Source organism: Streptomyces sp. SID13666, assembly GCF_010548325.1.
Lineage (GTDB): Bacteria > Actinomycetota > Actinomycetes > Streptomycetales > Streptomycetaceae > Actinacidiphila > Actinacidiphila fildesensis.
On the sequence record NZ_JAAGLX010000069.1, the window covers coordinates 19036 to 30793 of the forward strand.

At 68.2% G+C, this 11758-nt stretch carries 12 protein-coding genes and 1 pseudogene; 4 read left to right on the forward strand and 9 right to left on the reverse strand.

Annotated features, from left to right (window positions below):
• The first annotated feature begins 11 nt into the window (after nucleotides 1-11).
• On the forward strand, nucleotides 12-1184 hold the full coding sequence (locus G3I60_RS41000) for an ATP-binding protein (protein ID WP_164298900.1): 1173 nt from the start codon (nucleotides 12-14) through the stop codon (nucleotides 1182-1184).
• Nucleotides 1185-1257: 73 nt separating this feature from the next.
• Here the strand turns inward: G3I60_RS41000 and G3I60_RS41005 are convergent, their stop codons facing one another.
• Nucleotides 1258-1728 (reverse strand): hypothetical protein, encoded by a 471-nt coding sequence (locus tag G3I60_RS41005; RefSeq protein WP_164298898.1) that lies wholly within the window; start codon nucleotides 1726-1728, stop codon nucleotides 1258-1260.
• 497 nt (nucleotides 1729-2225) lie between these two features.
• Between G3I60_RS41005 and G3I60_RS41010 the strand changes: the two genes are divergently transcribed.
• Nucleotides 2226-2501 (forward strand): hypothetical protein, encoded by a 276-nt coding sequence (locus G3I60_RS41010; RefSeq protein ID WP_164298896.1) that lies wholly within the window; start codon nucleotides 2226-2228, stop codon nucleotides 2499-2501.
• 265 nt (nucleotides 2502-2766) lie between these two features.
• Here G3I60_RS41010 and G3I60_RS41015 read toward each other — a convergent pair whose 3' ends face one another.
• The 8 genes from G3I60_RS41015 to G3I60_RS41050 form a co-directional block, all read right to left on the reverse strand.
• On the reverse strand, nucleotides 2767-3330 hold the full coding sequence (locus G3I60_RS41015) for a DinB family protein (RefSeq protein ID WP_164298894.1): 564 nt from the start codon (nucleotides 3328-3330) through the stop codon (nucleotides 2767-2769).
• Nucleotides 3331-3729: 399 nt separating this feature from the next.
• Nucleotides 3730-4404 (reverse strand): ankyrin repeat domain-containing protein, encoded by a 675-nt coding sequence (locus tag G3I60_RS41020; RefSeq protein WP_164298893.1) that lies wholly within the window; start codon nucleotides 4402-4404, stop codon nucleotides 3730-3732.
• A gap of 239 nt (nucleotides 4405-4643) precedes the next feature.
• Nucleotides 4644-5003: a hypothetical protein gene (locus G3I60_RS41025; protein WP_164298891.1), complete on the reverse strand. Its 360-nt coding sequence runs from the start codon at nucleotides 5001-5003 to the stop codon at nucleotides 4644-4646.
• Between the two features lie 238 nt (nucleotides 5004-5241).
• Nucleotides 5242-6045 carry a maleylpyruvate isomerase family mycothiol-dependent enzyme gene (locus tag G3I60_RS41030; RefSeq protein ID WP_164298889.1) on the reverse strand — a complete coding sequence of 268 codons (804 nt, stop codon included), beginning with the start codon at nucleotides 6043-6045 and terminating at the stop codon, nucleotides 5242-5244.
• Between the two features lie 598 nt (nucleotides 6046-6643).
• Complete coding sequence (locus tag G3I60_RS41035) at nucleotides 6644-7807, reverse strand: oxygenase MpaB family protein (RefSeq protein ID WP_164298887.1); 1164 nt, start codon at nucleotides 7805-7807, stop codon at nucleotides 6644-6646.
• Nucleotides 7808-7835: 28 nt separating this feature from the next.
• A complete protein-coding gene (locus G3I60_RS41040; RefSeq protein WP_164298885.1) occupies nucleotides 7836-8888 on the reverse strand; it encodes a polyprenyl synthetase family protein in 1053 nt (350 codons plus the stop codon).
• Entirely contained in the window at nucleotides 8881-9165 is a 285-nt protein-coding gene (locus G3I60_RS41045) for a polyprenyl synthetase (RefSeq protein WP_164298884.1), read from the reverse strand. Before G3I60_RS41045 ends, G3I60_RS41040 begins: the two co-directional genes overlap by 8 nt.
• Before the next feature lie 63 nt (nucleotides 9166-9228).
• Nucleotides 9229-9468, reverse strand: coding sequence for a hypothetical protein (locus tag G3I60_RS41050; RefSeq protein ID WP_164298882.1), 240 nt, complete (start codon nucleotides 9466-9468; stop codon nucleotides 9229-9231).
• A 1421-nt stretch (nucleotides 9469-10889) separates the two neighbouring features.
• Between G3I60_RS41050 and G3I60_RS47160 the strand changes: the two are divergent.
• Both G3I60_RS47160 and G3I60_RS46120 read left to right on the forward strand, forming a co-directional pair.
• A pseudogene (locus G3I60_RS47160) lies at nucleotides 10890-11093 on the forward strand (hypothetical protein); the annotation flags it as partial.
• A 138-nt stretch (nucleotides 11094-11231) separates the two neighbouring features.
• Nucleotides 11232-11369 carry a hypothetical protein gene (locus G3I60_RS46120; protein ID WP_239070919.1) on the forward strand — a complete coding sequence of 46 codons (138 nt, stop codon included), beginning with the start codon at nucleotides 11232-11234 and terminating at the stop codon, nucleotides 11367-11369.
• Nucleotides 11370-11758 lie beyond the last annotated feature (389 nt).

Genomic DNA, 11758 nt, shown 5'->3' on the forward strand with positions numbered 1-11758 from the left:
GAGGGGACATCATGAGCGAGGAAGCCGTCAAGTACGACGCCAGCCACATCCAGCTACTGGAGGGGTGGGAAGCCGTTCGCAAGCGGCCCGGGATGTACGTCGGCTCGACAGGTGAACGCGGCCTGCACCAAATGGTGTTCGAGGTCGCCGACCGGGCGGTGAACGAGGTCCTGGCCGGCCGTGCCAGCCGCGTCGACGTCACTCTCCTGTCCGACGGCGGCGTGTGTGTCGCCGACGACGGGCCGGGCGTTCCCACCGACGAGGCCGAGGGCACAGGCGGTCCCAGCCTCGAAGCCCTGCTGACCCGCCTGCAGGCCTGGCCGCGGCCCGGCAGCCGCCACGACGTGACGATCGGCTTCTGCGGCGTGGGACCCTTTGTCGCCAATGCCCTGTCGCGCCGGATGACGGCCGAAGTGCGACGCGAGGGAGTCCGCTGGGTCCAGGAGTACGCGCGCGGCGTGGCCGTCGCCCCGCTCACCGAACTGGGAACGGCAACGGGAAGCGGGACCACCCTCGCCTTCTGGCCCGACGTAGAAATCTTCGGAACCGTGGAGTGCTCGTTCGACGCGCTGGCGGAGCGGTTCAGGGAACTGGCCTTCCTCAACCGGGGCCTGGACATCTGGCTGACCGACCAGCGCCGCGCGGGCGAGTCCCGGCCGGTGCGGTTCCGGTTCCCGGCCGGGGCGCGGGACTTTGTCGCCTTCCTCGACGCGCAGGCGGCGGCGCCCGCCCCCACGGACGTCATCGGCTTCGATCGGGAAGACCCGCGGATGGCGGGGACAGTAGAGGCGGCCTTCCGCTGGTGCGACGCCCGCGAGGAACGGGTCCGGAGCTTCGCCAACAGCCGGCCCACCGCCGGCGGCACGCATCAGGAGGGCTTCCGCGCCGGGGTGGCAGCCGCACTCACCGCGTACGCGCGGAGGCAGCGACTGCTGACAGCGACGGACCCCGATCTCAGCACCGACCGGATCGGCGAAGGCCTGACGGCGGTCGTGTCGGTGAAGCTGGACCATCCCGAGTTCAAGGGCTCCACGCGCGACACGCTGGTCAACACCGCAGTGCGGACCTGCGTCGGACAGGCCGTCGAGGAACACCTCGGCAGGTGGCTGGAGGAGCACCCGGAGCGGGCCGCAGCCGTCATCGACCGGATCGACCGGATCGACCACGGTGTCCGACGGGACTGACCAACAACGGGCGCCCGTTCTCACTGAAGTTTGACTGGTCGCTGCTCTACGTTCGCGTGACTGCCGATGTCGGTCACAGCCCCGGACCGTCGTAATACCCGGGACAGGCAAGGAGAACCGAGCTGAAGTAGTAACCCTGCTCCTCATCTGGCTCATCGTCAGCCGCGAAGGGACGCCAAAAGCTCAGCAGCAGGTCAGGTGCCACGAAAGACGCTGTATCTGCTTCATCCGCGAGGACCGTTGTCCGCTCGCGCGTGCGCCGAATGACCTCGAGTGCCGGAAAGCCGAATACGTCAATAGCGCCGAACCGCACGCTATCCCTTGCGCCCGATGGGCATCCCAACTCGACTGCCTCCAAGAGGCCGCGAGCGCAGCTGATACTGATCATCAGACCACTCGGGCGAAAGACGTGCTGCCCAGGCCGGTCCGAGTCGGAAATCACTGACGGATCACGCAGTGACAGCAGCGCCGCGTCTGCCTCCTGGCGGGGCATGCCGATCCTCAGAGGACCGACACCACTGGGCGGGACGAGCTCGAAGTCCATGCGCACATAATCGCAAAGGCGTTTTCGCCACCCCGACTCGACCACCCCTTCGCTGGGGAGCGCCATTCATGAGTCGGAGCAGGACAGGGACAGGGCAACGAGCCTGCCTGGTCAGACTTCGACGAGACGAACAGGTCAGTCGTCAATCTTCGGTGAGATCGGTGAGTCTTCGCTGAACCAGGACAACGGCGCAGCGCGCCACCGGATGGGAACCGTGGCGACGGTACCCAGGAGATGCGGACAGTCTGGCACCAGACGACACGGACTCATGTCACCGACATGTTCGGACCCAGTGCCACCGTGATCATTCTCGAAAACTGACTCTGAGCGGGCCAAATACCCCCATGTCTCCGTGACACACGAGCCCGAACCAACCAGGTGCGGGCCGAGCTGGCGGCGCCAGGCTGGGACCGGGACTGGCCGGTGCTGCCGGCGCAGGCGAAGAATCCCGGGCGGTAGCCCGGGATGCGGGACGGCGGTTGCCGGAACGAGTGACGGTGCGCCTTCCGGCCGGGCTGGTGAACCGGGTGCTGGCGGCGTGCCGGCACACCAGTGAGGACGCGATCGGACGCTTGCGGGACTGGCGGGACAAGCACCCGGACATGCTGCCGACCAAGCCGTTCCGCTACCCGGCCGAGGACGCGGCGCTCGTCGAGTACGAAGAGCTGGCCGCGCAGGTGACACCGGCCGGGGACATCTGGCGTGCAGCAGTGCAGCACGCCATCGCCGCCGGGCCGGTCATCCTCGAGCGCCAGGCCGCCGTCGACGTATGAAGTGTCACGCTGTCACGCCCCCTGTGACCCGTGCCAGTGAGCGGTGACCGATTGGCACCTACGGGTGATCGACGGCGTTCTGTGCCACCGAAGGATGATCGCGCAGGTCAGCGAACCGAGGGATGCCCGGCAATGGTGCGGTTCGATGGCTGTCCACTCCGGAGCCGGTTGCCGCGCGGTGACGCTGGAGTCGGATTGCCTGCGCCGGACGTGCGACCCGTAACGAACCCTAGGTTTCCGAAGCTCGATCGCCGGTTACCGAAAGTCATATTCGGCGCGGTACGGCTCCGTCCTGCCAGCGGTAGAGGTCGCGCAGCAGGGAAATCTCGGCGCCGTGATGGATCAGCTCCCTGTTGACGTGCAGGACCCTGTTCTCCAGGGGAAACCGCTCGGGACCCACCGTGGGCGGAGTGTCCAGGTCAGCGTCCGAGAGCTGGCGGACCCCCGCGTTCCATCTCCCATACATCTCATCGAGCTGTTTCAGCGCCTCGTCAGCAGTCCCCGCGTAGGCGAATGTCTGGGAGTCGGCGTCCTGGCCGCCGAAGTACCATCCGACCCGATAGCCCAGGCACGAGACGATGAGGTGCGCCAGCCGCCAGGCAATCGTGGTCACCGGTGCCGGCACCGGGGCAGGGGACGCGGAGTCCATCGTCCATTCCCCCGAGCCTTCCAACATCGGTGCGGCCGACGTGTCACGTGGGCGGATGCTCCAGCAGCCGCGCACCGGCTCCCAGAAGTACTCCTCGTCAGTAAGACCATCCAGCCGGGGCCGCAGGTTCTTGCGCCAGTACCAATCCAACTGCTCCGCGAGCCGCTCACTTCTTGTCATCGCCGCACACTACAGACCCGTCGAGCAGAGTGATCGTCGCTGTCTGCGGTCATCCTCCACTGTCACAAAACCCGCAGGCAGTCATCCCTAATTGGCACGGAAGTCAATCGATCGGCCTTCGCTGTCAATCGATCAACGCTCACTGGCACAGGTCACCCTGCTGCAAAGGGGGCGTTGAGGGGTATCCGCCCTGGTCAGAGGTGTAGCACAGGGTAGCGTGACAGGCGGCGTGACACCCCGCGTGACAGGGTGGCGTGACACCTGCTGCTACCCCCGGCCGCTGCTGTCCTGACTGTCCCGTGCCATCGAACCTGGACCGTTTGCCATGGAAGTTGGACGACCGTTGGTTTCGTAAGAGCGAAGTCGGACGGGGCCGGCGGCTCAGATTCTGCGCGGTCACTACGCCTGATTCTTGGCTTCCGTCCCGGGATCATCCTGCTCAGGTAGATGCCGAACGACCTGTTCCGCGCCGGCCGTGGCGCCCGCCCCGAGCGGCACGGCGGCGATGCGCCCGGTCTTCTGCCGGCACTCCGGATCGCGGTCGGTGTGCTCACGCGCGTTGGTCAGAGCCTTGGCCGATGGGGTGGCACCGCGGCTGAGCAGGTGGCGCACCATCGGTATCTGTCCGAACCCGGTCGCCCAGTCGAGGGCGGTCTTGCGCTTCATCACCGCGTTGACATCCGCCCCGTGGTCCAGCAACAGATCTACCGTCTCCGGGTACCCCTCGTTCCCAGCCGTGGCTGCCAGCACCAGCGGCACGTAGCCCATCCGGCCCTGGGCACCGGTACGGGCACCGGCATCGAGCAGAGCCCCCACGACTGCCGTGTGCCCACGGATCGCCGCCAGGCACAGCGGCGTCGACTCCTCGTACTCACCCGCCCGCTGCTCCAAATCGGCCCCCGCATCAATGAGCAGACGGACGACATCGGCATGTCCCCGCCCCGCTGCCACATCCAGCGCCGTACGCCCGCCCGTGTCCGGCGCATCCACCGCAGCACCCAGCTCCAGCTGCCGCGCTACCGAGATCACGTCGCCGGCGTCCGCCGACCGCACCAGTTGATCCGCCACGTCCATATCCCGATCATTCCGCGTCTCCGGACCGAGGGAGCAACTGAAGCACTCAACCCTCCGACTGCCGGTCGTCCAACTTCGATGGCAAACGATCCAGGTTCGATGACACGGGACAATGCCCATGGCCGGTGGCGACCAGAAGAAGTGAGACGCCGCAGCGATGGGAATCTCAGTCGATCGGGTCCCGGAAGCACGGGTGCCCTGTCTCGTCTCAGCCGACCTGGTCGGTGTCTGCGGTTCAGTCAGGGCCGGAGTTTCCGTGCCTGCGGATCGAAGCAGTTGAGGCCCATTGACGCGGCAACCCCCGCCGCGTAAGCCGATGCCTCCTCGGCCATGCTCCAGCGCATGGGGAAGTAGATCAGCGGGCCCCGGGCCTCCCCGATCAGCGGCCCAGTTGACCACGGCGCGGTGTCGTCATCGTCTTCAGCCAGCTCCGGCCATCGTTCCAAGAGCGCGGCCACGAAGGCCGCTATTCGTTCCACTGGAGGTACCTCAGCGTCCTCTGTGTCGATGTACTGGTCGTACAGAGCGGTGAAACGCCGGCCCGCGGCGGCGTCATCCGCCGGCCGCTCGCCCTCCCACACAGCAAGGTCATAGCTCACTGGCGCAGCCTGCCACCCGCCACCGACAGCAGCACCAACAGACCAGATCGTCTGAGACGACAAGCGAATGGGCCCAGATCAACTGAGACAGGGACAGATCTCCTGAGGCGGGGCAGACGGCTTCCGTTGTCCCGTGTCATCGAACCTTGAGCGTTGTCACCGAATGTTGAGCGCTGGGCGCTGGTATTTGGGTGGCCGCACAGAGCCTTCGTCGTCGCGGTGGGCGCCTGGGTGCCGGTCAGCCGCTGACGTGGCCGGTGTTGTTGAGCCAGTGCTGGGCGAGGGCGGTGTCGCCGTCGATGCTGATGTCGGTGGTGTCGTGGTCGGTGAGAGGGAGTCGTCGGGTCAAGGTCAGCAGCAGCGATCGTGCCGGGCCGGTCACCGTCACATCGGCCTGCTGGTTTCCGGGTTGCCACGTCGCCCCGTCGGGCCGGCGTTCGACGATCCAGGCGCCCGCGTCGGTGTCGGTGTCGGTGGCCAGCCATTGCAGGGTCTGCCCGGTGCCGCGGATGGCGTGGGCGGACTCGGATCGCTGCATCTCCCAGGTGGGGGAGGTGAGCATCGTGAGGTGGTTGGTGATGAGCGCGGCTGCGATGTCGGGGTGAATGTCGGCCGGTTTGTTCGCCGCGTTGGCTGCGTCGAAGCCGTGGACGACCGCCTCGTTGAGCATGCTGGAGATCCAAAATCGCGCCCCGGGCCGCTTGTCCCCCGCAGGGTTGAACACCGGCGCGTCGAGTGCGTCGTCGGAGCACGCGCTCGCGACCCGCTGTGCGGACTGCGACAGCCACTCCTGCCACTGACGGGGGGCGGTGGGCAGTACGGCCATCTGCGTGGGCAGTTGTGTGGGGTCGGTGACGCGCCGCTCGATGATCTCCGCGACCCAGTTCTGGGTCTGGCCCACGTGCTGGACCAGGTCGGTGATGGTCCAGCCCGGGGTGGTCGGCACGGCGGCGTCAGGTCCGGCCGCGGCGGCTGCTTCCGCCAGACGCCGGGTGTGTTCGACGATCGCTCGCCGGGCATGTTCCGCATTCAGCTCGCTCATCGGATGGTGGTCCCTCTTCGTAGGTTCGTTGTGCTGGGTATGACTCGGCGTACCGGCCGAACTCATCGGTGATCTGTAGATCGGCGTATCAGATGGCGTGCTGATCGCCTGGTGACACGACCAGGACACCATTCTCGAACCTGCCGCCAGCATGGACCAAGGACACCAGGTGGGCACCGGTGATTGGCTGATGATGATGCCCATCATGTCCACCGCATCCCTGCCGGGGACAGCTGCCCCATCCGCTTCGGGGTGAGTGTGGCGGCCCTGGTGCGCTGGTTGCTGACGCATGCCCCCAGGCGGAACTAAGGCTCCCCGTCATCGCAGAGACGGTCGCGACATGCTTCCGGGGCACCTGCAGAGGGCCTTCGCGCTCGAAGAACTGCCGGGCTGCTGCGAGGTTGACGGTCCACTTGTCGGCCTGCGTACGGCGCGGCTTCGGCTTCTCGCCCTCGCTCGCTGATACTGATCTTCGCAGGCATCATCGCCGCCTACCCCGGGCCCTGCGTCCTTGCCGTTCGCTCTGCCGGGGCCTGGGGACGTCTGTGGTTCGCACGAGGGTGAACCGGTCCCACCGCGCTAAGGCCCGGTCACTGCGCTATCGGCTCACGGTGGCCGGCGGCGGGGTCCAGCGGCTCTTGGGCGGCACCGTGGTGTCGACCCCGAAGTCGCTCTTGAGCTGTTCGGGGATGGCGTAGTGCATGACGCGGCCGCGGGTGAGGGCGGACAGTTCGAGGATGCTCGTCAGGTGTCCGACCCGGTCCAGTGCCCAGGCCGCCAGCGGTGAGCGGTCCTCGAGGGTTTCCAGCACGCCCAGCAGGGCGGGGGCGGCCTTGACCACGGTGTCCCAGGTGGTGCGGGGAACGTTCAGCCAGTCGGCGCAGGTGTCCCCGATCAGGTAGCGGATCAGGGCGGAGACGACGGGGTCGAAGAAGGTGCCCGGTACCACCTCCTCGTAGAGGTCGATGAGTTGGCGGGTGAGCTGGGCGCCCTCCTGGCTGGGGCCCATGTGGCGGGTCATGTACAGGTCGGAGAACGCGCGGGCTTCCTGGAGGTTGTGGGGAACGTGGTTCTGGTCGATGCCGAGGATGGCGCCGACCACCTTCCAGGCGTAGTAGTAGGCGTCGGCGCCCTCGGCGCTGATGTGGATGCCGAGGCGGTGCAGTGCGTCGAGGACCTGGATGGAGAACATCATCTGCCCGCCGATCATGTCCTCCTGACAGATCGGCGTGCCGAGGGTCGCGACGTCCCAACGGTCCTCGCGCTTGAGGTGGTGGCGGATCGAGGCGTGCAGCAGGCGGACCTTCTGGGCCGCGGGGATGAAGCGGCTGCCTGCTTCGAACGCGTCGGGCTGCATGAGGTAGACGGTGAACTGGCCGGTCTCGGCCATCCGCTTGGAGGGGTACTTCAGCGAGTGGGTGGCCGACAGCAGTCTGGCGATGTGGGGCACGACGTAGCAGGCCGGCATCGAGGCGAACGACAGGGCGGTGGAGACGTGGACGTTGTTGTCAAGGAAGAACAGCCGGGCCTTCTCCATCTCGGACCAGTCCACCCAGTGCGGGGGCGAGCTGGTCGCGTGCAGGAATTCGCGGGCGACCTCGGGCAGAGCGTCGGGCAAGGCCTGGCCGGCGGTGGAGACGTAGCGCATGAGCGCGTTGAACGTGCCGACCTGTCCGCGCTCGAACAGCGTCGCCACGGTCGCGTCGGCGAGTTCGTCCCCTTGGGTGCGCAGGGCGTCCATGGATGCCGGGGTGTAGGTCATCGTGCTGCTCCGCTCGGATGCGTGGCGGTCAGTGGGTGCGGTCGGTCGCGTTCGTGGCCAGGTCTGCCAGCGCGCGGCGGGCCTCACCGGTCAGGTCGGCGTCGGCCAGGGCTTCGTGCGCCTGGCGGAGCCGGGTGGTGATCATGTCCTCGACGCGGGTGACGGCCCCGGTGCGGCGGATGATCTCCCGGGCCTGTTCCACCTGTCGCTCGCTGAGGTCCGCCTGCCCGAGCAGGTGGCGCAGTTCGGCGTGTTCGGCTGGGGTGGCGGAGGCGAGTGCGTGAGCCATCAGGGCGGTGGGGCGTTCACCGGCCAGGTCGTCGGCGGGGTTCTTGCCGGTGTGCTCGGGGTCGCCGAACAGGCCCAGCAGGTCGTCGCGCAGCTGGAACGCCTCGCCCAGCGGCAGGCCGTACTGGCTGTACGCCCGCAGCAGTGGTGGTGGGGCGCCGGCGAGAAGGCCGCCGATGTGCAGCGGGTGCTCGACGGTGTACTTGGCGGTCTTGTAGCGGATCACTTTCACCGACGCGTCCGGATTCGGCTCGCGGCCGGTGTGCAGCACCTCCAGGCATTCGCCGGCCACCAGTTCCCGGGCCAGAACCGCCCACATCGGGCGGGCCCTGTTGAGGAAGGCGCCGGGCAGGCCGCAGCTGGTGAACAGCTGACCGGCCATCGACATCAGCAGGTCCCCCACCAGCATGGCCAGGGCCCGGGCGCCGGCCGTGGGGTGTTCGTGGTCGGGGAGGGCCTGCCGTAAGGCGAGGTGCGCGGTGGGGTGGCCGTGCCGGGTGCGGCTGTCGTCGATCAGGTCGTCGTGCACGACCGCGGCCGCGTGCACCAGTTCGATCGCAGCCGCGGCGTGGACCAGGGCCTCGCTGTCGGGTTGGCCGGTCCCGCGCCAGCCCCAGTAGCAAAACGCCGCCCGCAGGCGCTTGCCCTGCCCGGTCGCGGCGTGCAGCTGCCGCGACAGCGGTGCCAGGCATGCGTCGATGTCGTCCAGCGCTTGTGCTTGCGCGGTGACGAACGTGCTGAGGACGTGGTCGACGCGCTTCTTCAGCAGTGCCTGCTCCTGTCGTTCAGTCACTGCCGTGCTCCGCCCGGGAGCGTGCGGTGAGGGTGCGGGCCAGAATCTCCAGGTGCGCCGGGGCCGTGGCGGCGTGCCGGTCCAGGAGCAGACGGCCGCGCGCCTTGGTCTCCTCCTGGCCGTCGGCCAGGAGTTCGGCCAGGTCGGCGCGGCGCAGCAGACCGCAGAGGCCGCCCACGGCGCTGCTCAGCCCGCTGAACGTCAGATCGGCGAGGCCGGCGGCCAGGGCCACCGCGTCCTGGGCCAGGCCCGGCTCACCGCCGTCACGGTAGGTCACAGGTGTCTCCTCGCATCACGCGTCTGCCCCCGGGTGCCGGCCGGTGCAGACTGGTCGTCAGGTCTAGGAGCGCCGGCCCGCTTGGACGTCCGGGCGTACGCATTCGATGAGGTAGCCGCCGGTGTCCGGGTCGATGGACACGCCGTGCGCTTCGCTGTGAAAGCCGGGGAAGGCCCGGTCGAACGCCTCCAGCGCTCCCAGGAGCCCGCGGTTCTCCAACTCCTTGCCGATGCGTCGCAGCTGGTCACCGCCGGCTCCCCGCGGGTCCTCACGCAGGGCCAGCAGGACACTACCGTTCGCCATGACACTCTCCACCCGGTCGCACCCAGCCGCCCGTCGTGGCCAGTGTCGAGTGCAAGCACCACGGACCGCGCGGCAAACGCCCCGCACATCACCCGTACGAGGAACCCGCCCACCGCTCCCGCACCGGACAGGCCAGCGACCTGGCCGGGCCCGCGGCGTCATCGGCGCAACCGCCGGCGCCGGCATCTACACCTGGCAGCACCACGACGACCCCTGGAACAGAACCGACATCGCCACCGCCACCGGCACCGACTTCACCTCCGCCACCGCCACCGGCACCGGCACCATCATCGGCGCCGGCCACCTGGCGAAGGCCGCCGCGGACGGCGCGGCGCTGCAGGCCACCAAGGCCGCGGAGAACGCCACCAAGGCCAAGGCCGCCCAGGCCAAGGCCGAAGGCGCCGAGGCCACCGCGAAGAGCGCCGCTGCCGACGCGCACGCCAAGCGGCTGACGGCCGAGGCCGAGCGTGACAAGGCCAAGACACAGAAGGAGATCGCCGCCACCGAGCGGCAGAAGACAGCCGACGCCAACGCGCGAGCCCAGACGGAACGTGAGACCGCTGCGCAGAAGCTGTCGGCCGCGCAAACCGCCGGGACCACAGCGGCTACGAAGAAGGAGGCCGCCCTCAACGCGGAGCGCAACGCCATCTCCTCACGCAACGACGCGCTCAATGCGGAGGGCCGACGGGACGCGCTGGGCGCCAAGGCCGCCGCCAAGGAGGCGAAGGCGGACGCCGACGAAGGCACCGACGCCGCAGCGGCTTCCCGCACCGCAGCAACCCAGGCGCGCACCGCGGCCGATGCCGCGACCACCGCTGCCACCAACGCCCGTACGGCGGCCGACGACGCCACCAACGCCGCGGCCAACGCCCGCGAGGCGGCGACCAAGGCAGAGGCCGCGGCGTCGCGTGCGAAGGCGGCGTCCGACGGGGCCCAGCGGGACGTGAAGATCACCAACGCCGCGGTGACCAAGGCCCACACGGCGGCGGCCGACGCGATCGGATACTCCGAAGCGGCAGCCGAGAACGTTCGTGCGGCCAAAGCACTGGCCGATACCGCCCAGGCGAAGGCCGTCGAGGCCCACGCCAACGCCGTGCTCGCCCGGGTCGAAGCGAACGCCGCCGCCGCGTCAGCAGAGCAAACAGCCGGCTTCGCCTACGCCACCACACAAGCCGCTCTGACCGCCCGCGACAGTGCCGTCCAGGTCATCAAGCCCGCCAACGACGCCATCGAACTCGGATCCCCCTACAAGGAGACCGACGCCTCAGCCGGACTGGCCGTCCTGATCGGACAGGCAGTCAAGACCGCAGCCCAGCAACAAGAAGCGCGGCGCTCAGGCCAAGGCCAACCAGGCCGGCAAGGCCGCCACCGAAGCAGCCCGGGCAGTCACCGACACCTTCCGGCACGACACCCGGCAACTCATCGACATCACGGTTGCCGGCGGCGTACTGACCAGCACCGTCGGCCACCGGTTCTACGTCGAAGGACGCGGCTGGGTTCTGGTCTCCGCTCTGCACGTAGGCGACCGGCTGCGCACCGCGAACGACACCACACAGACGCTGACCGCCCTGCACCCCCGGCCCGGCCTGGCGCCCCAGCAGGTCTACGACCTCAGCGTCGACGGACTACACACCTTCTACGTCCATCCCCAGGGCCAGCAGCCGCAGGACATCCTCGTCCACAACTGCACCAACATCCTCGCCGACGAAGGCATCGAGGGAGCACACACCCTCCTCGATCACGTCCGCCCGGACGACCTCAAGATGATGGAGAAGGCCAATAAAGAGCTCGGCGGCGTCGCCACCCGATTCACCGACCAGGCGACCGCCGCGCGCGCCGTGGACACCGCCTTCGGGGAATGGATCAAGCAGCCGGGCAACGCCCTGAAGCTGGAAAAATGAACGATCAAGCAAGCCAAAATACAGGGCCCGTCCGGATGGATTTGGGACCCGAGGTATGACGGCCTCTCCTTCGACTGGACGCTCAAAGGCGAGTCCTCACTCGGCACCGTCTTCACGAAGGGCGGCGCCGCAGCCGGCACGGCAGCCAGCAATAAGGTGACAATCTTGCTGCGGTACGTCGGCAAGTCCCACAAACCCAGCTAATACGTCGTCTACACCGCCTACCCGCTTCCCTAGCACCAACAGCTGACGGGCGCATTTCAGAGGACGGTTCGTGAGTCTTTGAGGTGGTTTGTCATCGCCTGATGGTGTGGCTATGGGCGGAATCTTCCGGGCGACAGCCGGTGGTCTGTTGGGGTGGCTGGGTGAGTGAACGCATGCCATACCCG